Below are 24646 nucleotides of genomic sequence, written 5' to 3'. Positions count from 1 at the left end.
CATTGATTCCTTTGCGCCTTTGTTCCTCTGCGACTCTGCGCGAAACTTACCTGAAAATAGCTGCAATCATTTAAATGCTACTGAATTGGATATAAGACAGCTTGGTAACTCAAATACCCAGTTAGCAGGGATTTGCCAAAAGTAGCTGTATATACCCAACCGAACGCAGATATGGGGATTAGTGAAAATCTCACCCAAAACAGCAAAGATTCTAAATTTTCCAGATTCTTCCTCGTCGTCAGTAGTAGAAAATTGTGCGTTCATACTGTGATGACTGTGTACCTCAATCATTGCAGTCTCATAGAACAAGCTGGTTGCCTCCACTGGAGTTACACTGGTAGATGTGGCAGTTTGTTCTGGGGTGTGCAGATGCCACTGTCCGTCCGTAAAGCAGAGATAGAAGAGTATTTCTTGGTGTCCCGAATTTTGAGCTAAGTGTAAAATTTGCAACGTTAATTTAGCAGAAACCAAGGGATATTGCAGGTTAAAGTAGGGTGTGAGATGAGGTAAACCGCGAATACTGCATTGGTTGATAGGAAAGCACGCAGACAGTCCTTGACGTGCAGCACGAATAAACACTCCGTTCCCAGCTACCCAGTATTCCATCATTTTGCCTGTTATCGCTGGTAAGTTGGTGTTAGTAGCAAATTGATAATTGATGAATGCGGGTATTGTCATGAGATAATAAGCTCAATTGCAGTGGTGATGGTTTTGTTACCCCAAGGCACTAAATCCCGTGTTGGGTATCTTTTAGAGTTTTTGTTGTGTAGTTGATACAGGAGCGATCGCACATTTTCAGGATATGATTTAGATTTACCCTGCACTGAATCTTGATTGAAAGCACTATGCCAAAACAATTGCCACACTTGCATGATATTTTCAGGGGAACAATTGGGAACAGAATTTTCACCAAAACAAATAGAACCGTTCTCCATCACATTTGGTAATGGTGCATAAAATAGAGGAGAATTTTGCTCGAATTTCTTAATAGCCCAAATCCAATATTGACGATTACATCCGGCAAATATTAACCCCGGCATAGGTACTGTTAAAGTTGTATTTTCTAAGGAGATGCAATAACTTTGTGGTGGATAAAACTGCACTAACCATTCTCCTTTGTGACATCTTCCCCACCTCACAGTATTTGGTGGTAAATAACCTGAATCAATGGGTTCAGCAGCAAATGCTTCTCTCAACGCAGTAGGAGCAATAAATTTGTAATTTGTTGTTTCTCCTTCTTTATAAACTAGAAGGTATTGTCCTGGCAGAAATAGCAGATGTGCCAGTGTTTCTGTATGAGTAGTTTGGTTGATAATTGAATGTGAGATATCACCAATATTGAGTTGAGGTAAAATGTTAGCTAATTCCGTGCTTTGTTCCATAGTTTGATTACCTGTTTTCTATGGTCAATAGAAGATTCAATCCATTCTGAAAAATCCGTCATTTTCTGGCAATATGTTTGGCATAATTGCCATTGTTCAGCTAAATATTTCAGCACTGCTTGTTCCCAATCAAAGGAGACATATTCTTCATGGGTGACATCTAACCAAATACATTCTGTACTGTGGTCAATGATGGATATGGCATCATAAAGTAGAGACAGAGGTGATGTTGTTTGTTGACAAAGTGATGAAAGTTTATCCCAATTGATTTTATCCACCATTACCAATTTATGAGGAATAAATCCAAAGCAAAAATTCCAATCTTCTTGAGGATGTCCATAACCTATAAGTGACAAAAGAAATTGTTCTGTGAAACTGAGTTCTTCTAAACCTATTTCCCACCAATCTGTGTTTTGGGAGTAAACGGGAATTTCTGTGTATCTTTCTGTGCATTCCCGAAAATCTTCGTGGTAATCTATGGGAAATAACCACTCATTTACCAGTTCCAAAAACTCAATTTCTAAGTCACTGTAAACACTGGGATGTGAATGTTGTCTCAATGGAGTTTTTGAGGATAACCATTCACAGGGGAACAGTTCTTTGTAGAGACTGAGGTAATTAATTTGTTCGCTGAGTTCTTCTAAATACCAAATTCCCTCTTTTACAGTTTGGGGAATCTGGTATTTTTTCAAAGACTCAGCAGCCATTTGATATTGAGACTGCATTAGAAGCCGGAAATTGGTATTTGTGAAGGTATAGGAGGAGATTTTTTGAGAATATTTAAACTCTTGTCTAATTCAGTTTGCCATTCTCTCCCAGTGGTAATTGCTGTTTCTAGTTCATCTTGTAATAACAGCAGATTTTCGATATTCAGATGACCTTGAATTTCTAACATTTTGATTTGCCAACTTAATAGTAAAGCTGGGTTAAATTGATGTTCGCTAGTAATTAAAGTTTGGAGGATATCACCTAAACCTTTAGTACCTGCTTTCTTGACCATGCGAATTTGTGTGATTCCGTCCTTATCCGTTCGCGTAATTTCTGCATGAGCAATTTCTGGGTAGAATGGTGTCAAGGCATTGCGGAGAGTTTCGTCAGTAGCTGCAATTTCATCAGCTATGGGTATTTCTTGACCTTCAATCATCAAAATGTGAGGCATATTAAAACAGTGTTAATTGATTAGATGGGTTAGTCTTGTGATTATTAGTTTGTGGTAAATCAGGAGGATTGACAATTTTGTTATTCTCTGATTGGTTGACAGATAATTTCTGTTTTTGAGCTTCTTTTTGTTGTGATTGTTCTGCTATTTGTGGTAAAATAGCTTTTAGTTTTGTGAGAACTTCAGCTATTACTGGATATTGTTCGATTTCATGCAGTGTACTAACTTGCATGACTGGTGGTTCTCCTTTGATTCCAGCCGTGATTAATACCTGCCGTAAATCGTGTTGTTTTGCTGGTAAAATTTGGATGCCTAAGATGATAGTGTTGCTGTCAAAATCAAATCTATCTTCTTTTTCAGATGCTACGTTAACAACATCAGTTTCTGTGAATGAGGTGGTAACATCAGCATCGTTATCGTCAGTTTCTACATCTGTATCCACAATTTGTTGAGTTTCAATTTTTGACATAATTAGTAGTTAAGAAAGATTAGCTAAACGGTGTAAAATCTGCATATTCATTCCCCATTTCTTGAATGATTGCCATTTGTATTCACACTCCCCTGGTGTGTATTTAGCTGATAGCTGACTCCATTCCTCCCAAGCAGAAAGCAGGGTAGGATTGACTGATTTCAAAGCCATTCCTACCTTGATCCATGAATCATATTTATCTGCAAAGCGAGGATGAATAATTTCTAGTAGTAGCAGTGCTGTTTCTGTCTCCTCACCTGTAAATTCTGGATTTGTTGGTAAGGTATTACTGTTTTTGTGGTAGTCTATTTTTGGTGGTTTCGCACGTTTGGTCATCTGTTCAATTATCCAAGATGGTGCGATCGCTATTTCGATTTGGTCAGGACGACAACCACTCAGCCAACGATAATAACCTGTTTGTGGATGAATACTGGGGGGAAGTATTGATGGTAGTTTAGTACCTCTAAATTCTAAAACTTCACCGGGGGCGGTGGTGATTTTACAGGATTTGAGTTTAAGGTGAGTGTTACCTGGCAATTTTAGTAAATATTGCGCCCTTCCTGGTCGTCCTGATGTAAATGCAACTGTGGTGGGTAGTGGTTGGTGAGCGATGATTGCTGCATGGGCGCTGTATCCATCACAGTCTATGGCGATTAAAAATTCCTGGGAGTTTTGACCGCAAAGGACACCTATACCTGTGGGGGTTATTTTGTAAAAACCGTGATGGCGGTTTCTGACTGGGACTTTCTCATATTGCTGTAGTTGGTTCAGCAATGCTTGAGGAGACCAGGGGTGTTGTTCCCATTGATACCCTAATGGTCTTTTTCCCTGGGTGGGGATGATAGGCCAGTGTGGGGGGAGTATTTTGAGGGTGTCAATTAGTTTTTGGGTTTGTGGTTTTTTTCAGCATGGGTTTTAATTGTGCGGTTTTCAGTTATGTCTGCGTTAGCAGACAGTAATTCTATACACATTGATAGAGCCAGTAAAGTGATGCTCGCCACCACTCATTACCCGCTCTACTGTACAATCTGATTGATCAGGATTTTCTCAATGATACTAGAAGCTATGCGGGAGCAACGCGATTTGGTGAGGTCTGGTAAAAAACGTGCGATCGCAATCGCAACGCCCGCCGAAGGCATCGCTAAAAACTAATTCCAGTATGCCTATATTTTTATTACAATAAACATCGTGTATTTATACGGAGAAAATTTTGTTTGGGATGTTCAGATTTAAAGATCCTCGTTTTTGAATCCCAAAAAAAGGTAGGATTGTGACTTGAAGCATAAAATGAGCTTTTGGCTCACTTTATGCTTCACAAAGCCGATGTCCATTTTATGCTTCAAAAAAATGTGAAAGTAGAAAATTCCTTTTTCCAAGTAATACATAGGAAAAAACAGACACTTTTCCGTGTAATATACGGAAAGATAAGAATCAAGATCAACAACCTTCAATTGTGGAAACGCATACACCGACACTGCCCAACATGAAAGAACTTGAAGCTTTACGTGAGCAAGTATTACAGGAACTAAAATTAGGTAAGCAAGCCCCAGGATACAAAACAACCCAAAAAGCTCTGAATCAATTCATTACTCTATTGAGCAAAAGATTGTAAATTTTGTAACTACTCCCCAACCTTATCTCGTTGTGGCTTGCGTTGCCCAACACTCCTACGAGCATTTTTCTTGGGAACTGCTTCAACGGTAGATGGCTCAGTTGTTAAAGACACCTCTACAGGCTCAGAACTTTGTATATCTTGCGGCATTTCCTCTGAAACTACAGCAGTATCCTTCTTTTTGCGAGTTTGTCTCTTCTTAGGCGGGGTTTGCACTTCTGCTGTCTCAACCAAAGAACTGGGTGTATCCTGCGTTGTTTCTTGGGTGTTCTGTGTAGTTTCCGTTACTACCACAGGAGATTCCTTCTTTTTTCGAGTTTGCCTCTTCTTTGATTCCGGACTGCCAGCCATTGTTTCTGGAGTAGGAGTATCAGCCTGTGCTGTCTGAGATTCAGAACGTTTTTTCCGAGTAGATTTAGCAGTAGCAGTAGAAACAGGTGCAACAGTAGACTTTACCCCCGACGATAAATCCACAATCCCACCAGGAACCGAAGTCGAAGTCATCCCCATCTGTAGCAAATGCCATAAGTGTTCACGACGACTTTCCATATAACAGAGTTTTTGTTCCCCCTCAGTCGCCTCTATCGCCATGCGTTCACACTGAGCAAGAGAAAGAGTATGTTCATACAACCGTTCCAAAGTCAGTGTATCACAGCCATCATGCAACGCCGCCGCCACAGCCCGAATTAACCAATCCTTCAATACACCCACACAACCAATAGAACGCTCATAAAAATAAAACCAATGCTGCATCAAAGCCGGAATATCAACCTGAAGGGGAACTTGCCTCAGCAGCGCCAGTAAAAATCCCTGAAAATCCTGCCTATCTTGTTCATTTTGAAACAAATAACGGGGAAAATGAATATCCAACCCCCGGCGTGATGCCTGTCCACTTAAATTGCGAAAATTCAAAAGTTCATAAGTGCCAATGAGAATATGCAGTACACCAGTCACATTCGTCATTGACTTAATCCAGTCCAACTGGTCTAAAAGCTTACCACCACTAGCCCCACTACCAATCTTCATTAAATGCTGTGCCTCATCCAAAATCACAGCCTTAACACCGCGTTTGCTCATCGCCTCTTCCAAAGCCTGACGCAGTTCAGGAGAATCATTGAACTGTGCCGTTTTACTGCGTCCCCGCCCCTTTTTCTCCCAAGTCTGCTCGGCATCAATATCCACCATCATTCGCCGCTCGTAGTATGGTTCTCCCAACAACCTCAGTGCCGTGCGGTAATAATCAGCCCGATTAAACATCCCACCGTCAGGAGGTCGTGTTTCTACCAGTAACAGTGGTATTGGAGAACCATTGCCATTGCGATAGCCTGCTTCACGAAAACCATTCTGGTCAACAGTAGTCCCATTTAACCGTCTAGTAATTTGGCGAATCATCGTCGTCTTTCCCACACCAGAAGGTCCATACACCAGGACGTGAGCAAATCCCGCAGGTTCACGAATCGCACCCATGAGTAGCATATCCACTTGCGCCAACTGCGGATGAGATATCGCATATTCCTTGAATTGGTTGAGTTGGGACTGTGCTGATTCAGGAAAGTTCTCCATTATCTGTATTCCTCAAAGACAGGTAGTTTTGTGACATCCAACTGTTGGATATTTTCAGTTTTATGAACTGTGGAGACATCTTCACCGTTTGACTTGTTGATTGGGGACTGCGGTATAACTTGAACTTGGGTGGCTGACGATACCTCATAAAGATGGGACGTTAAATTTTCCAGTACACTTTTGGCTTCCAAATCCCGTAATCTTTGCAGTAACAAGGTTTCATGCTCTTGCGCTGAGGCAATAAAATCTGCTAGGCGTTTAGCTGAGATATTCGTACTGACAGAATTACGCTTGTCCTTTTGTCTGATTTCCTCTGCGGCTAACAGCACTTCTTTTTCTGTGCGTCCGACAAAGGTGCTGTAATACTGGGAGATACATTTAACCCAGCGTCCCTCCAAGTAGGCATAAGCTACACCCATATCAAAGGGGTCATAACGCACGGGAACTTTGGTTTTTTCTACCCCCGGATTACGGAAAGCATCATTCCAGTAATAAAGATAATTGACTTTAATTCCCACTCCAGGCTGGATTAAAGCCGTTCCTTTAGGTGTGCTGGGACGTGTGGACATGAGGAAGTCTTCGTTGTAGGCAATGTGTCGGTGTTCTCGTTCTCCTGTTCTTTCTAAAGTGTCTGTATAAACTTGTAATGGTGTTGTCCCCAAGGAATCATGCTCTAAGTTGTCGTACACAGAGTATGCCCACTCACTTAGATAGGTATATAAATCTGCCAATGTCCACACGGCAAGTTGTTTGGGGTCAACAGCTTTAGTAAGTTGCCGTGGCTGTTTACTGGCTTGGGTGTTGCCTAAAAGGTTGTACACAAACTCGGTATTTGTTGTGCCGAATAATCGCTCTATGACTGAACCAAAACGCGGTTTGCCACCAGGTCTGGTTTTCTTGATGCAGTGGTAGCGTGCTAGTAGGGTGTCAAAGTAGATACTATGAAATTCTTTACCTCCATCTACGACTACGGCTTGGGGAAAACGACCAAAACGCTGGACACAAGACCGTAGTACCATCATGCAAGACCTGTAACTGGGTGGGTCAAAGGTGAGATAAACGGACATTATCCGTCGGGAATAGGCATCAATTAGTAATGTCAGCCAAGGTCTGCCTAAGTTCCGTCCTGTGGCCACAGAGCGTAGTTCGATGTCGAGTTGGGTGTGGTCAATGTGAACGATGGCAAAGGGTCTGTCTCCGTGTTGGGGTGTAGTTTTGGTTAGTTCTAAGATTGTTGGTTCTGTTGAATATGCGGCTTTTGCTCCCTGACGTTTTTTGGTTTGTTCGTGGATTGGTCGCTGTTTGAGGCGGTGATAAAAGGTACGAGAACTCAGGGGTTGTATATTTAATTCGTTGCAAGCTCTGACATATAATCTATAGACTGAAGCGGCGGGAGCTTGTCTTGGTGTCTCGAAGTGTTCGGTAATAAATTTATCTAGTAATTCGCTTGATTGGTTTGGTGCTTTGGGGTGACGATTTCCTCGATTTTTTGCCTGTGGTAGTAAACCAACATAACCGCAACCATACCGAGCTTCGGCTTCTCGAAACTGTTTTACCCATCGTTTCAGGGTGCTTGGAGCTATGTCTTTGTAGATATCTGTGTGGCGCTGAATATAGGCTTGTACTAGATGAAATCGCTGATTGGCAAGGCTCAGGTCGGTTGGGGAGGCGGCATCCATGAGTGCCTGGACTGTATCGTTGATGGTTGCTTGTTTTTCTGAGTTTTGAATTTTGATGCTGCCGCTTTCCAATAGTTGCCGGAAATATGCTGTTGGTAGTTGGATGGGTTGTCCAATTTCGGGTAGGAGTGTGGTGCTGGTTTCACCAATATTTACTAATGTCCAGGGCTTGGAGTCCCACAGCAGGATTGTGTTTGGTAGGAGTGCTGTGGATGGGGGTATTGGTTGATGATGCTGTGAAGTTATGGCTAGATGTGTGTAAGCTTGATGGGTTTGTTGGTCTAGATATAGCTGTACTCGCCAGTGTTCTACTAGGGGTGCTGCATACAGGTCTACGTAGAGTTGCTCTGTGGCTATTATGGCGTAGATGTCGTTGGCTCTGATTCCGGGGATTGAGGACAGTGTGGCGGTTATGGTGATTCCGGGGTGGGCTTGGACTGTGGTGATTATTTGTTCTGTGATGGTGTGGGGGATGTTGGTTTTGAATCTCAGGTAGTCTTCTAGGAAGATGAGGTTTTGGGTGAAGATGGGATGCAGTTCGCTATCGGTGCGGATATGGTATTTGAGTCCATAGGAAGAAGCATGGGCTGTTCCTGGTGGGCTGTGCCATTTACCGTCGGCAGTTTTTTGGTAGCGTCCGGGGTATTTTTCGGCTAGTCGTTTGAGTTCGGTTTCGGTTTTCCATTCCTCCCAGGCGGCACCCGACGTTCTCAACACGAAGAAGTCTGGGGTATGGTAGTGACCTATTTTGCGTCCTGTTTTGTTGTGGTACTGGATTTTGAAGGGGGGTGGCTGGTCGTAGTATTCCAATACTTCTGGGTCGTGTTCCATTTGGTAGATTGCCCACAGTTCTACGGTGTGGCTTTCAAATTGGATGGTTTGACCCATTTTCCGGCTGGGGTAAACTCCGCTGACGTTTTTGGCGCGTCCTTGTACACGGCGTGAGGGTTGGGCTGACCTGATTGTGGCAATTAGGTCTTTTGTCTGCGCCGTTAGTTGCTGTTGGGAACACCATTGGTCAAATTCAGAGGAGTTCATGGAACTAGAAGATGATAGGTAGGTGTGTGTTAGAGCTTTATTTTTTCTTAACTCCCCCTAAACCCTATGTCTAAAGGCAGTTTTGGAGTTTCACTACACAAGTCTATATTACTTATTGTGGGGGGAGTGAAGCATATCTTGGTTATTTTGAATCATATTTTGGGATGAAAGTTGATTTTTGTGCTGTTTAAAGCTGGTTGTTTGCTTGGGGTTTCGTCCGCCAGGGTTTTCTCTACTCATGTTCATATTATGATGCAGAAAATCTACTTTGGTTCATTATTTGATGCAAAGTTTTATTTCGCTTTTTCCCGTAAGGCTTATTTTGCCGTTACTTATGGCTCGTTTTATGGTTCACAATTTAGCCCAAGTTATGGTTCAAGTCACAGTGAATCGCAAATCTTATATCCAAATGATGGAGTATGAAGCCCAAGAGGCGGAAAAATTGGGACGTATAAGAGTAATAGTGCAGGATAACAGTCCAATACACCGATGCCAAGAAGTACAACAGTTATGGTCAAAGTGGGAAAGTCAGAATTTATACATTTTCTTTTTACCTAAATATTGCTCCGAGATGTAGCTTGCTTCCCGAAGGGTATCCAATTGAATTGGAGTGGCAGCATCTGAAAAAAGATGAGCTATCGGGACAAATGTTTGAGGACGAGTTAGACCCCACATTCCGCACTTCAAAATGTATTATCTCTCTTTTCAATAAAGATTCCTAATAATGTTCAAATTATTAAGTATTAATATTGAATACCATTGGTCATTTAGGTTGTTGATTTAACCATTGTTCGCCAGGTTTTGGAAATCTACGTGTATTACACGATGAAGTGCGGAAAGTCGGTTAGACCTTGCTTATGCCGTTATAAATGGGGTGAACGCTAGGGGAGAAAGAAGAAAATGTAGTACAGAACGTATTAAATTTAACAATGCTGCTAATTGTTAAATTTCCGTTACATAGTTATAAATTTCCCCGCCGACTTACTTAGTTGGATAGTTTCTATGAATGAGTGTCAAGAATTGGTCTTGGAAATGATGGCATTAGTTCGCAATAAGATGCCATTTTATCAGCAGGGCATGAGGACTGTGATGCTTATCCAGCAACCTTTTTAGCTTCTTTGTCGCCCCCTCAAGCGATGGGTTTTCCTCAAGCTGGGTCATGATGCGGGATGTGGTCAGTATAAAGGTTGCTCCGGCATCTCGTGCGATCGCTTGCAATCGGGGTAGGGTTCGTTTCAGTCGCGTAGGATCGGGGGGAGGGGCTGGAATAGCGATAACACCCGCATACAAGCAACCAAAAAAGGCGGTAATGAATTCCAACCCCTGTGGAAACAGCAGTAATGACCGTTCGCCAGTGGCTTTTAGAGACTGCAAATAAGCTGCCAGCGATCGGGCGCGTCGATCCAACTGTTGATAAGTCAAGCTACCTGCTTCTATGTTTCCATCTTGCACAAATGTATAAGCTGTCTGGTCAGGCTGGTATAACCCACCTTCCGCACCCCTGGTGTCACAATCGGTAATTTCGGATTTCTGAATACCTTTGAGGATAATTTTGATACAAAATAGTCTAAATCTTAGGTGGCGATCGCCAATCTCAAATCCCCAAACGACCATTTTTCGTTGTGTGACAGTTTAGGGTGCGGAAGGTGGGGTATAAGGCTCTGTAGCGCAGTACGTCTACTAAAGTCGTAAAGTTTAAGGAAATTTCTGCCAGCAATTCTCATTTTGAAAATTTTGCGCGACCTATTAAAAATATTTCTCAATAGTGTTCTCTAAAAAGCCTATTCTTTTGTTCAAGTTTTTGCAACTGAGATGAGTTTAAGTCCAAAATGAGAATTGCTGAATTTCTGCACTCAGACTTGACTTGGCTGTAATTGTATTGTATGTCTCTTGTCTAGACAGCTGGTTAAGATCGCCATTTAATTTAGAATTTTTACTGATAAGTTCACCTACTTCCAAAAGACACTGCTTCAGAAGGGAAATAAATTTTTCCGGCTGTAGATGTTTGCTCGTTACAGTAAAGCCAATCTTGTTGCGATCGATGACATAGCCGATTCCATAGTCGCGATATGGACTGGGGCAGAGTATCTCTACGCCCATTTTATTACTTAGAGTAGAAGCGGAGAAGCTTGGGTCTAAGATAAATTCTTCAAAGGTTTTATCTTGAAAAATATCGGGAACACCGCTACCTTTATGGCGAGATAAGCTATAAAGTGCATAAAGGTGCATGACCACTCCCTGCCCGTTTTTAGCGTCAAACACTCGCGAGAAACGAGCGTTAACAGCACGTTTTAGGGACTCATATCGCACTTCGTCTGAAGCTCCCTCAGTAAAGGCTTGAATTAGTTCTACAGATTCGGGTGTAATTACTAAGGCATAGTCGTGTCGCCCGTACCGGAAGCTTCTGTTGTGTACAGCTTGCCAAGCGCCAGTAGGAAGCTTACTATGCAGGCGAGTGTAAGCAATCTGTAGCGACAGGAGAAACACAGCATCAGCACTTAAACCATGCTGATGAATAAAGTCTGACCCAAATTCGTTGAAAATTCCTATCCCCATCTGAATTTGTTCGCTCAGACTCTCTGCATCTGTTAATGCCTGCGCTACTTCTTCTAAGAGTGTTTGGTCTAATTTCCACCACAGTTGCTGTGGGGGTTCAAGTTCGATTGAACTGGAGGTTGTTAGGGATTGTTCAAGAGATTCAAGCTCCCGGTTGACCTCGTTTATCAACCGCGCTACCGGATAGCCATCGACATTACTGTGTTCAATTGTTACAGCGAACTGACCCTCAGAGTTGAAAACGAGTCGGATCGGTTTATCGAACCAGCGGTTTCGCCCACCATCTCCAGTGAAGGCAGTTCTTGCTAGTGTTTCCAAATCGGGAGGTGTTATTTCGTCCAAACAGACGACAAACAGGGCGCTATCCAATAGTTCTAGAGAGCGAGCGTTCTCTGCATCTAGGTTCGTGAGGTAAGAGCGAACTGTTACCCACCGCTCTCTGGGGAGGGCTGTCAGCACTCCCACAGGCGGTTCCCCTTTATGAGTATTTTCTACAATCCAATTAATTTGCTGTGCTAGAGCTTCCACCGTCGGCAACTTATCTCCTGGGAGCAACTTTAAGGTGTAAAATGTATCCCGTCGCATGACCACAATATGCTCGGAATTTTTCGCCCTTTGAAAGCTGTCGCACCTGATTCCTGGAATTCGCGCAGTGCCAAACAAATTGTCATACTGAGCCATACAAAGGGGCGGTTTGTTTCCTCGAAAGACATCCCGATCTGGCTCTAGTTCCCGATATTTGATTTTCAGGTGGAATTGGAGGGTCTTAAAAATTATGATGGCGACAATCTGGGTGAAGGGATATTTCGAGGTTGTCAAGACAGGCGAAGCCACCCCTGTGGTTCTCATATTTAGTTGTGAGGACCGCATTTCTAAATAGGTTTCCTCTTTAAATTGTTGTAAATAGTTAGTAGTAGTTGAGCGATCAACCATTTCCAACTGTTGCTGTAGTTCGACTCCGCTCCCTTGTTGAAATTCCCTTACGGCTGCCTTGGTTCGCTCTAATTCTGTTTCACTCAACAGCGGTGTCACCATCTCGATATAACGATCGCAGGTGTCTGAGAGTTTTGGCAAGGGCAGTTTGGGAAGAGACTCTTGGAATTGATACATTTACTTACACTTACAGCTAAAGTTATCAGAAATTTGACAGAGAAACCAAAATTTTCCTCGAACCAAAAAACGGTCTTCGTCCATGACAAACCAACATATTATCTATGACTAGAACGTCACCCTCCTGCCAAGGAAAAAGAACAGTTTGTTTACCAATAGTTTCTCTAATCTCATCTAGCATTGAAACATCAATTGGAGTATTGTCGCCAAAGTAAGCATAGTGAGGGAGTTCCTCTTCCTTCCCCTCAAAATAAAACATCATAGCTTCGTATATATTTTTAGGAAGAGTAGATGGATGAAATAGCTCGGCTTGATTAAACCAAACTTGTTCATCTGTATGAGGATGAGTTGCAATAGCAGGGCGAATCTGGCTTAATCGCAATCCACCATCCTTCTTCCACTCAAATTCCATGCCAGCTTTTCTATTATGCTCTTCTACTAGGGACTTATCTGAAGTTTTAAAAGAATCTTGCCATGAAACTCCCATGCCATTACTACTAGGTAAATTGCGGATATACTTCACTTGTTTAAGTGTGAATTTTTCCACAATCTTTGGGTTAAGACTTTTTAGGATTTGACGACTATCAGCAATCGGTGTTTCTCCGCCATTTTTAGGCGCAGTAATACAGCAAAAATAGAGTTGGTCTGGCCATTGGCTAGAGTAGGATAACTCATTATGCAAACTAATGGAGTATTCAGATGGATATTCGGTTGAAGTATAAATCCCACTAGCTAGTTGGGTTCGGGGAGAATTTCCATCAACATAATCCATTAAATTACCTGAAACAGATTTTACAAATTTTTCAAAAGCCAAGATTGTGTTTACACCAAAGCCTCGAAAAAGAATCGCTCCGTGTTTCAGAAATTTGTCTTCTAAAAGTTCACTATCTCTGTACCATGAAAGGAGATAGTCAAGATTAGACGATTCGCGTTCTGTGTCAGGTTCTACTAGCAAGGGTAGATTGTGATTCGAGTCTAAAATTCCTATTTTCATAATGATTGAGCTTCTTTAGTGAAATGAAGGAGCTTGTTAATTATCTCAAGAGTTTCCACTTAACAGACCAATTACTAAGCCAATGGAGCCTGTGCTTGCTCAAGGTAAGAGAGCAGTTGTGTGGCTAACACCTGTACGTGCGGCTGTTGCATCATCGTGCTATGGTTCCCTGGAACAACATGAATGTGTATAGTAGAAGAAAACTCGTTCCAGCCCAAGGCAGGTTCTTTTCGCCTTTGTGTCAACTCTTCTGTATCACCCTCAAATACATCAACCTCGCTAGAACGGAAAAGAGTAATTGGAATCTGTTGCAGCCCCGAAGGCAAATAAGCACGATGAGCTTTTAGGGACGCAATGTATACTTGCGCTAGCCCCCGTACTAACCTTATTCCCGCATCAGGGGGTAACAAGTTGACCCGTATCAACCGTTCTTTGAGATAGTTCAATTGCTCCTCCTGAGATTGGGAAGCGAGAGTTTCTTTAGATACCTCCAAGTTTAAGGAGAACATATATTCAATGTAGCTGGCAAAATCAAAAAGATATGCCGCCTCATCTTCATCAGAACAATTCGGCTTATTACCAACAATTGGCGCAACAACGTCGATAATCGCAAGTAGAGCGACCTCATGCCCCTGTTTGAGCAACTGAGTTGCCATCTCACAGGCAACTACACCTCCAAACGAATGCCCTCCCAGAAGGTACGGACCAGAGGGCTGAACTCTCTGTATTGCTTCAATATAGTAGGTGGCTATCTCTTCCAAGTGTGTAAAAGGCTCTGATTCCCCATCAAGTCCCCGTGCTTGCAAACCGTAGAAGGGTTGCTCAGATCCAAGATGACGCGCTAGCTCATATAAGTAAATCACATTTCCCCCAACTCCAGGCACAAAGAAGAAAGGTCGCTTCTCGCTGCCAGACTGAATTGCTACCAAAGGAGACCAAGGCAAGGAATGAGTTTCGGATCGAAGACAACTAGCTAGCTGTTCGATAGTTGGGCTAGAGAAAAGCGTTGCTATGGGCAGATTTTTCCCAAAGTGCCGCGAAATTTGAGCCATTAAGAATACAGCTAAAAGAGAATGACCTCCGAAGGTAAAGAAGTTATCCTTCACTCCAACAGTGGGAAGCTTCAAAACCTCTGACCAAATTTGCTGTAGTTGCTGTTCAACTGTGTCACGGGGAGGGACAAAGCCAATTGAGTTACTTAGTTCCGTATCTGGTGCTGCGAGGGCGCGACGGTCTACCTTACCATTGGGGGACAGAGGTAGCGCTGATAGCATTACAAAGGCGACTGGCACCATGTAATCGGGGAGCTTATGTTGGAGGAAGTGCCGCAGTTCAATGGTGGCAGGAGCTTCATGGTTGGGAACAACATAAGCTACCAGTCGTTTGTTATCTGGTTGGTCATCCCTTGCTAAAACTACTGTCTCCCGTACCTCTGGGTGTTGAGCTAGCGCTGCTTCGATTTCTCCGAGTTCAATGCGGAAACCGCGAATCTTCACCTGACGATCCAGCCGACCAAGGAACTCAATGTTACCGTCTGGAAGGTAGCGGGCATTGTCCCCGGTTTTGTAGAGGCGTGATCCTTCTTCTTCGCTAAAGGGGTTGGGGATGAACTTTTCTTTTGTCAATTCTGGGCGGTTGAGGTAGCCTCGCGCCAGTCCAAAACCACCAATATGCACTTCTCCAGGTACACCAACAGGGACTGGTTGCATATGGCAGTCGAGCAGATAAATTTGTGTGTTGGCGATCGGGCGACCGATAGGGACAATTTTGATTGGCTCATCCTGTTGTGCCGGTATTGGATAAGTGGCAACAATTCCACAGGTCTCAGTTTGACCAAACATATTGATTAATCGTGCTTTGTGCTGAAAACCAAACGTCCACTGAGTAGGAAGATCGGACAGCAGTGGTTCGCTCGCCGACACAATTAAACGCAGTTTGTTATCTAACAGTGCTTGTTTCGTACCAGGTTCTAAGCTAGCAAGTGTATGAATGCAGTTACGCCAATAAGAGGGGACAATATCAATAACTGTCACACTATGTTGTTTAATTGTCGCAAATAGTGACATCGGGTCTTTTCTCTGTTCAGAAGTTGCAATTTTGACAGTAGCGCCACTAGCCAGAGGCACGATCAACTGTCTGACAGAAGATGAGAAAGCAATCGATGCGGTGTGCAAATATACATCTTCTGCTGTGATATCTAGTGCTTGACTCATTGCTTGGGCGTAGTGACACAAATTAGCGTGTGTCACCTGGACTCCCTTTGGCTTTCCGGTTGAGCCAGAGGTATAAATGACATAGGCTAAATTATCAACTGTTGCTGTTTGGTTTAAGTTTTCTTCTGAGTGTTGAGCAATGAGATGCCTATCTGTATCTAAGCAAACAACTTGTGCCGTATGTTCAGGTAGTTCTGTTATCAAGCACTCCTGAGTCAACAACACCTTTGGCTGTGAGTTTTGCAACATGAACGCTAAGCGCTCTTTGGGATACGATGGGTCTAAAGGCACATAAGCCCCTCCAGCTTTGAGGATGCCAAGCAGGCTCACTACCATCTCTAAGGAGCGCTCCACGCAGATGCCTACCAGCACTTCTGCCTCCACGCCTAGAGTTTTCAAGTGATGTGCTATTCTGTTCGCCCGTTGGTTCAGATCTTGGTAGGTCAGTTGCTCCCCTTCAAAAACCACCGCAATGGCATCAGGCGATCGCGTAACCTGTTCTTCAAACAACTGGTGGATACACTTATCGAAGGGATACTCTTTTGTGGTGTTGTTCCACTCTACTAATAGCTGGTGTCGCTCTCGCTCTGTGAGCAGGGGCAATTCTGAAACCTTCTGTTGAGGATTAGCAACAATTCCCTCTAGTAAGGTCTGGAAATGTCCGGCCATGCGAGCGATCCTATTGGCATCAAACAGGTCAGTATTGTATTCCCACGTCCCAATTAGTCCAGAGTCGGTGTTGACGAAAGCTACAAACAAATCCAACTTCGCCGTACCTGTTTCTACCGCTACTGAACTCACCGTTAAGTCTTCCAGGTCTATCTGCATCGGTGGGTGAAGCGCAAATCTCACTTGGTACAGCGGTGTGTAGCTTAAGTTACGCGCTGACTGCAATTGTTCTACTAACTTCTCAAACGGTAGGTCTTGATGAGCGTATGCTCCCAACGCCACTTTCCGAACTCGAAAAAGTAGCTCTTCAAAACTCGGATTACCCGATATATCAGTCCGCAGAACCAGCGTATTAACGAAAAATCCAATCAATCCCTCAATTTCCGCGCGATCGCGGCCTGCGTAAGGCGTGCCTACGCAAATATCGGTCTGCCCTGTATAAAGGTAAAGCAATGTTTGCTGCGCCGCTAACAGCGTCATAAACAGAGTAACTCCTTTGCGCTGACTTAAAATCATCAAAGCCTCTGTTAGTTCTTTTGAGAGTGCTTGTCGGTAACACGCCCCCCGGAACGTTTGAGTTGCTTTTCGCACTCGGTCAGTTGGCAGTTCCAATACGAATGGCGCACCCGCAAGTTTTTGCTTCCAATAAGCGAGTTGAGATTCTAGTACATCTCTCTGTAACCACTGGCGCTGCCAAACAGCAAAGTCTGCATACTGAATCGGTAGCTCTGGTAGCTCTAAAGACAAGTCATTGCAGTAGGCTGTGTAGAAGGCTGCTAACTCCCTAACCAATACGCCCTCTGAAGGAGCATCCCAGACAATGTGGTGTATTGTTAGTAGTAAGATATGTTCTGTCTGTGTTAGCTTCAGCACAGAAGCTTTAATTAACCCAGAGCTACTGAGATCAAAGGGTTGCTGGACTTGTGCTCTTGCTTTTAGCCCCCAAGCAATTTCTCTCTCACGATAAGGTAGCTCACTCAAATCTAAAACTTGCACACTCAAGGTCAAGCTTTCAGCAATAATCTGAACGGGTTGCCCCTCAACTGTTGTGAAGTTGGTACGTAAGGCTTCGTGACGTTGAATAATCTTGTTAAGGCTTTTCTCTAAAGCGACAACGTTCAGAGAACCCTGAAGTCGCAGAGCTAGTGGTACGTTGTAGAAAGGGTTATTTGGCTCCAACTGACTCAAGAACCACAGTCCTTCCTGAGCAAAAGAGAGAGGCAAGTTCCTCCGGAGCGAAACAGGTATCTGGGGTATGGAAGTATCGCTAGCGTTGCTCTTTTTTTGCAGCAACTTTACAAGCTCTGCCTTATACAATGCCAGTAAATTACGTACCTCTGGTGTTAGTACCTCCTTTGGGGCACGCACGCGCAACTGGTCGCCTTCGACCCACAACTTCACACCAGCTAGGGCGAGTTCAGCTACAAATTGCTTAAGGTTCATAGAGCGATTTCCTCCATACTGTCATTGAGTTCAGCGGATGGGGACGCTGACTGGATCTGAGTCAATGCCCATTGCTCTAACATTACCTCTGCTAGAGAGGTAATGCTCACACCCTCCATGATTTTCATAACAGGCAAGTTTACCCCCATCTCATTATTGAGCCTCTTTCTCAACTCGATCGCCATTAAAGAGTCAAGTCCCAGATTAATCAGCGATTCTTGCCTATCAAACTTAGCAGCAGAAAATCCTAATACGCTCGCTACTTGTTCTGTAATGCAAGATTCCAACAACTGCTGGCGTTCCGCTGGTATTCCAGACAGGATAGCCTTCTTCAGGGAATCTCCCTCCTGTGGTGTCACAGATGTAGACCGGAAACCCAATTGCTGAATTTCTGCTGCCAAATCGGTGAAAAACGGCGACAACGCCTTTCGCTGTTGCAAAAATCTCGACCAGTTAATAGGCATGACTCCCACTTGGATAGGTGGAGCTAGCAACAACTGCTCCAAAACCTGCAATCCCTGTTGTGGAGCGATGCTTTCCTCTCCTTTGAGGCTTAACTGCTCCACTAGCCCCATTCTCGCCGCTGCTCCTACTTCTGCCCAAGCCCCCCAATTGATACTCAAACCCGGCAGTAAAAGCATCCGACGATAAGATGCTAGTGCATCCAGAAAAGCGTTTGCCGCCGCGTGATTCGCCTGACCTCCGTTACCCAGCAAGGACGCGGTAGAGGAGAACAACACAAAGAAGTCTAAAGACTTATTCTGGGTTAAACTATGTAAATTCCACGCTCCTTGCACTTTGGGCGCTAAAACCCGCTCGAAGCGCTGCCAATTCTGTTGTAGGAGTATGCCGTCATCTAAAACGCCAGCAGCGTGGATAATTCCGCGCAACGGCGGTAATGTTCGCTCAATCTCACTCCAGCCTCGATTCAGTTGTTTGCTGTCAGACACATCTGCCTGGACTACCTTGATACAAGCACCAGCTTGCTCCAATTTTTCCAATCGATTACTCACACTCGGATTGAGTCCGCTACGGCTGAGCAAAACTAAGTGTTTTGCCCCCCGTTCGACTAGCCACTGCGCTACCAGTAATCCCAGTCCTCCTAAACCGCCAGTAATCAGATAAGTGCCATCGCTGCCTAAAGACAGACGCTCTTGTGTCCCAATTTTGTCCGGGAACTTGAGGCGTGTTGTTTTTTGCAGTTGCAAGTTCTCTAGAGTTCCTCGCTTAGAGACTCCTAGTCGAAACGGTTGGTTTTCTGGAATTTTTAACCGAGTTGCTCCCTTGATACTAGGCTCACGATGGCGCACGAGTCTGGCTGCATAGCGAGTTTGGTCTCGAAAAGCGACTTGATATTCTGTATCCTTCTGGGAGATTTCCTCACATAGGTTTTGCACCTCATTTTCCGTTGCTTGAAAGTCTAAATCGATCGTGGTGCATTTCGATTCGGGGTGTTCTAGCGCAATGACCTTCCCCATACCCCATAAGGGAGATTGAGCTATTCCTGGAAGATGATATCCTTGCACCGCTTGCGCTCCACGGGTAACTAACCACAGGCGCGGTAACTTATTATAAGTCTTGACCAACGCTTGGACTAAGTGCAAGGTACTACCGCAGTTTAGCTTTGAGGCAGCTTCTAAGTCTTCTACTATCAAAGCTTCCGGCGCATCTAAGCTCCACAGATGTACTATTGCGGCTACTCCCGGCAAAGCTTCAAATAGCTGCTGAAAATGCTTTGGATTAGCTGGGTCTATCCTGAACTCAAAGGGGGCTATCTGTTCGTACTCTTTGCCCGGAACTACTAACGTACAATTCTCTCCAAGAGATCCCAAGTGTGCTGCTAACTGTTGACCTATTCCTTGACCATCAGCCAAAACGACCCTGTGAGGCGGCGAACTTACCTGTTGCTTAACTTCAGAGAAAGCGACAATTACCGCCGAAGGCAAACAAACTTTTTTATCGGGTATCTCGATATCATCAGGCGAAATGGTTACGGCTTGTTCAAAACCAATCTCCTGTAATAATGTCTCCCACTGGGAGGCGCTCAACAAGGGATAGTCAGAGCGTAACTCATAATCGCTAAATTTCCACCACCCTTCTGTTAACCCAAATGTTAGATCCACCCAACGCTGGGGAGCAGTATCCTCAAGAAGCACCAGCATACCCCCTGGAGCCAACAATTGCTTTACATATTGCAAAGAAGCACGCAAATCGCTGGTGGCGTGCAGCACATTTGCTGCCACAATTATATCATACTGATGCGGTGAAAATCCTTGAGACTGTGGGTCTTTTTCAATATCTAAAACTTGATAGTGGATAAACGGGTAATCTTTAAACTTCTCCTGCGCTTTAGCCATGAAAAAGGCTCCGATATCGGTAAAGACATACTCTGTCCGCTCGCTAAAAAGGTGCGGCAGGATGTAGTTAGTTGTACTGCCAGTACCCGCCCCAATCTCTAAAATCCTTAGACCACGTCCTTGAGGCAACTGCTCTTGGGCTGATAACACGACTCCTTGTACTAAGCTATTCATCAACCGTGCCATTGGAGAGTCTTGATACAGCTGAGTGAGTGTAGTCGTATCTCCTCCGGGGAATAATAGCTGTAGTGGGTCATACTCTCCCCGAAGTACTTGAGCAAGTCTTAGTCCGCAACGTCCGAGTAGGGTTACCTCTGCTTCTGCCTCTGGGTAGGACAAGGAAGTTATCATATTCTGGGGGTCGCCAATCTCAGGAACCGAGATGACTTCCCACTCTTCGCCACTTCTTTGCAGAATTCCAACTTCAGCTAAGATTTCCAGAAGACGACGTAGCAGTCTTTGGTGTTGACTAACCACACCCAACTGCGAAGCTATTTGGTTTGTAGCAAAACGATGCTTTTGTTGCCACGACCATCCCATTTCTTGCAAAGCCGCAAGGATGTAAGCGACACTTAAAGCCTCCAGCTTTGTCAAGGCTTCCCTATAAACTGTCAAACTTGACTGGGCAAGCAACTGAGCTAACTGGGTCTGGAGGGGTGAGCTAACTTCTTCTGGAGTAGGCAGGTAATCTGGTAAAAGACCATAACGTGCCTGGGGTCGCCACTCCACTTCATAAAGCCAATCGTTCCAGGATGACTGTGGGTTACCTAACATCGCGTCCTGGCTAACTTGCTTTAATTGCAGACCTTCTAGAGTAGCAATTAGCTCTCCTGACGAGTTTAACAGGCGAAAATCAACGCTAATTGTCTGTTTGCTGTCCCCTTGTGAAGACCGCTCAAAAGCCTGACACCAGATCAGGGTATCGGCACGACCGCTCTTACGCAGGCGGTCTAAACCCACAGGCACGTAGGTATTTTGTTTCACCTCGTCAGGGGAGATGGCTTCACAAACGTGTGTGCAGATGTCCAACAAAACTGGGTGTAACTGATAGTTTCCTATTTCTTGAACCAATTCTTCCGGCAGCCTAATTTTACCCAGCGCAGTTCCTTCATGTGCAAAGAGCTGTTCCAGCCCCCTGAAGCTGGAACCAAAATCAATATGCTGTTCTTGAAACCCTCGGTATATGGCAACGATTGAAATCTCTTGGGTGTATTGCGCCCGCATTGCCGTTAAGTCCACGGGATCAGATACTACCTCTGTTTCTTTGACCAGCAGTTTGCCCGAGGCATGGAGTGAAAACAATGGCAAGCTATTTTCTCCCTCAAAAGAGGGAGTGAGGCTAAAAATCTGGAAGGAATACACTAAATTCCCCGCTGGAGTGAGAATTAACTGGATGGTTTTTTCTTCCTCGTTTTCTGGCAGAATCAGCGCTTGTTGAATGACGACTTCTTCTAGCCAAATCTTGTCCGATTTGGTAACAAAAGCCCCAGCTGCCAAAGCCATTTCTAAATAAGCTGTTCCTGGCAAAATGGTTGTGCCAAAAACGCGATGGTCTTTTACCCAAGCTGGTGAGTTTTGGCTAATGTGAGATTCAAAACGAATTTCAGTTGTGCCGGCTAAATATAACTGTTGACCGAGCAATGGGTGAAGGTTTTGGCTCTTGGTTCCATTTTCTCGCTTAAGTGTTCCCGTTGGATATCCGTCCTGTGCCGCCTCTATCCAATAGCGCTGTCGTTGAAAGGGATAGGTTGGGAGTGACAAGCGACGACGCTCATAATCTCGATCAAAGCTAAACCAGTCTAGTGGAACTCCATGTACGTATAGTTCTGCTAAACTGGTTAATAGCACCTGCCAATCCTCTTGATTGGGGCGCAAACTGGGCAGCAACAGTCCTTTCTCCTCGGGCAGGCAAGAGCGACTCATTCCCAATAAAATTGGTGCAGGCCCGATTTCCACGAAGGCTTCTACACCCATTCGTGCGAGGCTTTCCATACTAGCGGCAAATCTGACTGGCATCAAGATGTGACGACACCAATATTCTGGAGTTGATACTTCTTCTGTCGCTAGGGTGCCAGTAACATTGGAAATAAACTTAATCCGTGGGGAAGAAAAGCTTACTTGTTGAGCTACCGACTCAAATTCCCTCAAGATTGGCTCCATCAAGGGTGAGTGGAAAGCATGAGAGACATTTAATTTCTTGGTTTTGATTCCAGATGTTTCCAGGGTAGTACAGATGGCGTTTATCGCTTCTCGCCCACCGGATATGACAACACTCTCTGACCCATTAATGGCAGCAATTGAGACGAATTGAGCGTAGGGTTCAATTGCAGCAGCAGCCCGTACCTCATCTGTTAATAGCGCTACCATCTCGCCATCAGATGGTAGTGCTTGCATTAGACGCCCCCTAGAAGCAATCAGTTTCAAGCCATCTTCCAAGCTGAAGACTCCAGCGACACAGGCAGCGACATATTCCCCGATACTATGACCCATGACTACATCAGGTTCTATGCCCCAAGATTTCCATAACTCAAACAAGGCATATTCCAGAGCAAATAAGGCAGGTTGAGTATAAGCAGTTTCGTTGATTTTGGATTGATGATTCTCCCCTACTGCGTTAAGGTCTGGATAGAGAACTGAGAGTAAAGGTTGTTCTAGATAAGGACGCAGTATTTCATCGCAGCGATTCAGGGTTTCCCGAAACTTTGGTGCTTGTTCGTAGAGTTTGCGTCCCATATTGACATACTGCGACCCTTGGCCTGTAAACAGGAAAGCAATCGCCTCTGGTAATGAGGTTACTTCCCGTGATGCCGTTGCACCAGTCTCCAATTGCTCCAAAATCTCCTTGACAGATCGCGCGACAAATGATTTTCTATGCTTAAAATGCTTGCGCCCAGTGTTGGCGGTGAAACAAATATCTGCAAGCTTGGCGTCTGAATTAGATTTCAGATAAGCTACATAACGCTGTTGCAGTTCCTGCAAAGCCTTCTCGGTTTTTGCCGACAAGCACAGAATATGCAACGTCCGGTTATTTTTGATTTTTGACTTTTGACTTTTGACTTTTTCAGGTGCTTCTTCCAGAACAACATGGCAATTGGTACCTCCCATGCCAAACGAACTAACTCCAGCGCGGCGAGGAGTTCCATTGGTTTGCCATTCTGATAGCACTGTATTGACATAAAAAGGACTGTTGACAAAATCAATCTTGGGATTGGCTTGTTTAAAATGTAGACTGGGTGGTATGCATTTATGTTTAAGAGCCAGTACCGTTTTAATCAGACCCGCTATACCCGCTGCTGCATCGAGATGTCCTAAATTTGTTTTAACCGAACCAATTGCACAAAAGCCATTTTTATCGGTATTCTTGCGAAAAGCTTGTGTCAGCGCGGTGATTTCAATGGGGTCACCCAGAGCCGTTCCAGTTCCGTGGGTTTCTACATACGTCACCGTACTCGCATCAATTTCAGCGATCGCCAGTGCATCGGAGATGACTGCTGCCTGTCCCTCTACACTGGGAGCCGTAAAGCCCAGTTTCAAAGCTCCATCATTATTAATGGCTGACCCTTTGATCACAGCATAGATGTGATCGCCATCGGCAATTGCTTGGCTCAGCAACTTCAAGACAACAATTCCGACTCCACTGCCGAATAGAGTTCCGCTAGCTTGTGCATCAAAGGCGCGACAGTGTCCGTCGGGAGAAAGAATCATGTCTTCTTGGTAAAAATACCCAGTCTTTTGGGGAACCGAAATGCTCACGCCTCCCGCAAGTGCCATGTCACATTCACCATTGAACAAACTCTGGCAAGCCATATGAATCGCCACCAGTGAAGTTGAACAAGCGGTTTGAATGTTAATGGAAGGTCCGGTTAGATTCAGTTTATATGAGACGCGTGTGGGCAGATAATCTCTCTCATTCTCCAAGCTCAGCCCAAGAGCTAGGGCTGGTTCTTTGAAAGTGCTACTTGGAGAAAAGCGCTGGTTGGTATAGATATTGTTGATTAGGTAACTGTTCGTGCCCGAACCCCCATAAACCCCCACCAATCCCTTATAGGTTCCTGGGTCGTAGCCAGCACTTTCTAAAGCTTCCCAAGCGCATTCCAAGAAAATACGTTGTTGGGGGTCGATTAGTTCGGCTTCTTTGCTGCTGTACCCAAAGAAGGAAGCGTCAAACAAGTCGATGTTGGGCAAAACAGCGCCAGCTTTAACGTAGTTGGGGTGACTCAGCACAGAGCGTTCGACTAGCTTCAATTCCTCATCAGAAAAAAAGGAAATAGATTCTATACCCTGGAGCAGATTTTGCCAAAAAGCATTGATGTTATCTGCGCCTGGGAACCGGACTGACAGACCGATAATCGCTATGTCTGAATTGTTAATAGTCATAGTTAATAGCTGGATAATGGGAAAT

Annotated in this window: 14 protein-coding genes; 1 reads left to right on the top strand and 13 read right to left on the bottom strand. The window is 44.4% G+C overall.

All coding sequences use genetic code 11. The features are described from left to right. Positions 1–66: 66 nt before the first annotated feature. The 8 genes from ANA7108_RS0126120 to ANA7108_RS0126075 form a co-directional block, all read right to left on the bottom strand. On the bottom strand, positions 67–678 hold the full coding sequence (locus tag ANA7108_RS0126120; RefSeq protein ID WP_016953787.1) for a hypothetical protein: 612 nt from the start codon (positions 676–678) through the stop codon (positions 67–69). Beyond that, positions 675–1382, bottom strand: a complete 708-nt coding sequence (locus ANA7108_RS0126115; RefSeq protein ID WP_016953786.1) for a prokaryotic E2 ligase family D protein — start codon at positions 1380–1382, stop codon at positions 675–677. The genes ANA7108_RS0126120 and ANA7108_RS0126115 overlap by 4 nt, the downstream gene beginning before the upstream one ends. Beyond that, positions 1361–2107, bottom strand: coding sequence for a hypothetical protein (locus ANA7108_RS0126110; RefSeq protein ID WP_016953785.1), 747 nt, complete (start codon positions 2105–2107; stop codon positions 1361–1363). Before ANA7108_RS0126110 ends, ANA7108_RS0126115 begins: the two co-directional genes overlap by 22 nt. After that, positions 2107–2541: a hypothetical protein gene (locus tag ANA7108_RS0126105; protein ID WP_016953784.1), complete on the bottom strand. Its 435-nt coding sequence runs from the start codon at positions 2539–2541 to the stop codon at positions 2107–2109. Before ANA7108_RS0126105 ends, ANA7108_RS0126110 begins: the two co-directional genes overlap by 1 nt. A 1-nt stretch (position 2542) precedes the next feature. Next, a complete protein-coding gene (locus ANA7108_RS0126100; RefSeq protein ID WP_016953783.1) occupies positions 2543–3010 on the bottom strand; it encodes a hypothetical protein in 468 nt (155 codons plus the stop codon). 9 nt (positions 3011–3019) lie between these two features. Beyond that, positions 3020–3850 carry a bifunctional DNA primase/polymerase gene (locus ANA7108_RS0126095; protein WP_084776989.1) on the bottom strand — a complete coding sequence of 277 codons (831 nt, stop codon included), beginning with the start codon at positions 3848–3850 and terminating at the stop codon, positions 3020–3022. Between the two features lie 781 nt (positions 3851–4631). After that, positions 4632–6185 carry an AAA family ATPase gene (locus ANA7108_RS0126080; RefSeq protein WP_016953779.1) on the bottom strand — a complete coding sequence of 518 codons (1554 nt, stop codon included), beginning with the start codon at positions 6183–6185 and terminating at the stop codon, positions 4632–4634. Then, positions 6185–8902 (bottom strand): TnsA endonuclease N-terminal domain-containing protein, encoded by a 2718-nt coding sequence (locus ANA7108_RS0126075; protein ID WP_016953778.1) that lies wholly within the window; start codon positions 8900–8902, stop codon positions 6185–6187. The genes ANA7108_RS0126080 and ANA7108_RS0126075 overlap by 1 nt, the downstream gene beginning before the upstream one ends. 334 nt (positions 8903–9236) lie before the next feature. Here ANA7108_RS0126075 and ANA7108_RS30740 point away from each other — a divergent pair, with 334 nt between their 5' ends. Beyond that, positions 9237–9479, top strand: a complete 243-nt coding sequence (locus ANA7108_RS30740) for a transposase (RefSeq protein WP_202804359.1) — start codon at positions 9237–9239, stop codon at positions 9477–9479. 464 nt (positions 9480–9943) lie between these two features. Here the strand turns inward: ANA7108_RS30740 and ANA7108_RS0126065 are convergent, their stop codons facing one another. The 5 genes from ANA7108_RS0126065 to ANA7108_RS0126045 all read right to left on the bottom strand — a co-directional run bounded on the left by ANA7108_RS0126065 (position 9944) and on the right by ANA7108_RS0126045 (position 24621). After that, on the bottom strand, positions 9944–10516 hold the full coding sequence (locus ANA7108_RS0126065; protein ID WP_016953776.1) for an AMP-binding protein: 573 nt from the start codon (positions 10514–10516) through the stop codon (positions 9944–9946). A 204-nt stretch (positions 10517–10720) separates the two neighbouring features. After that, positions 10721–12568 (bottom strand): choline/carnitine O-acyltransferase, encoded by a 1848-nt coding sequence (locus tag ANA7108_RS0126060; RefSeq protein WP_016953775.1) that lies wholly within the window; start codon positions 12566–12568, stop codon positions 10721–10723. 25 nt (positions 12569–12593) lie between these two features. Next, positions 12594–13562: a TauD/TfdA family dioxygenase gene (locus tag ANA7108_RS28015; RefSeq protein WP_016953774.1), complete on the bottom strand. Its 969-nt coding sequence runs from the start codon at positions 13560–13562 to the stop codon at positions 12594–12596. A gap of 74 nt (positions 13563–13636) precedes the next feature. Continuing rightward, positions 13637–17887, bottom strand: coding sequence for a non-ribosomal peptide synthetase (locus ANA7108_RS0126050; protein WP_016953773.1), 4251 nt, complete (start codon positions 17885–17887; stop codon positions 13637–13639). Continuing rightward, on the bottom strand, positions 17884–24621 hold the full coding sequence (locus ANA7108_RS0126045; RefSeq protein ID WP_016953772.1) for a type I polyketide synthase: 6738 nt from the start codon (positions 24619–24621) through the stop codon (positions 17884–17886). The genes ANA7108_RS0126050 and ANA7108_RS0126045 overlap by 4 nt, the downstream gene beginning before the upstream one ends. Between the last annotated feature and the right edge of the window lie 25 nt (positions 24622–24646).

This window comes from Anabaena sp. PCC 7108, from assembly GCF_000332135.1.
Lineage (GTDB): Bacteria > Cyanobacteriota > Cyanobacteriia > Cyanobacteriales > Nostocaceae > Anabaena.
The sequence above is the reverse complement of the archived record's forward strand: the minus strand, read 5'-3'. Positions and strand labels throughout refer to the sequence as shown.

Excerpts from the sequence above, each read along its gene's own strand:
- ANA7108_RS0126045 (WP_016953772.1), bottom strand. The coding sequence starts at position 24,621 with ATGACTATTAACAATTCAGACATAGCGATTATCGGTCTGTCAGTCCGG.
- ANA7108_RS0126110 (WP_016953785.1), bottom strand. The coding sequence starts at position 2,107 with ATGCAGTCTCAATATCAAATGGCTGCTGAGTCTTTGAAAAAATACCAG.
- ANA7108_RS0126120 (WP_016953787.1), bottom strand. The coding sequence starts at position 678 with ATGACAATACCCGCATTCATCAATTATCAATTTGCTACTAACACCAAC.
- ANA7108_RS0126105 (WP_016953784.1), bottom strand. The coding sequence starts at position 2,541 with ATGCCTCACATTTTGATGATTGAAGGTCAAGAAATACCCATAGCTGAT.
- ANA7108_RS0126065 (WP_016953776.1), bottom strand. The coding sequence starts at position 10,516 with ATGGTCGTTTGGGGATTTGAGATTGGCGATCGCCACCTAAGATTTAGA.
- ANA7108_RS0126100 (WP_016953783.1), bottom strand. The coding sequence starts at position 3,010 with ATGTCAAAAATTGAAACTCAACAAATTGTGGATACAGATGTAGAAACT.
- ANA7108_RS30740 (WP_202804359.1), top strand. The coding sequence starts at position 9,237 with ATGGCTCGTTTTATGGTTCACAATTTAGCCCAAGTTATGGTTCAAGTC.
- ANA7108_RS0126050 (WP_016953773.1), bottom strand. The coding sequence starts at position 17,887 with ATGAACCTTAAGCAATTTGTAGCTGAACTCGCCCTAGCTGGTGTGAAG.
- ANA7108_RS0126060 (WP_016953775.1), bottom strand. The coding sequence starts at position 12,568 with ATGTATCAATTCCAAGAGTCTCTTCCCAAACTGCCCTTGCCAAAACTC.
- ANA7108_RS28015 (WP_016953774.1), bottom strand. The coding sequence starts at position 13,562 with ATGAAAATAGGAATTTTAGACTCGAATCACAATCTACCCTTGCTAGTA.
- ANA7108_RS0126075 (WP_016953778.1), bottom strand. The coding sequence starts at position 8,902 with ATGAACTCCTCTGAATTTGACCAATGGTGTTCCCAACAGCAACTAACG.
- ANA7108_RS0126115 (WP_016953786.1), bottom strand. The coding sequence starts at position 1,382 with ATGGAACAAAGCACGGAATTAGCTAACATTTTACCTCAACTCAATATT.
- ANA7108_RS0126080 (WP_016953779.1), bottom strand. The coding sequence starts at position 6,185 with ATGGAGAACTTTCCTGAATCAGCACAGTCCCAACTCAACCAATTCAAG.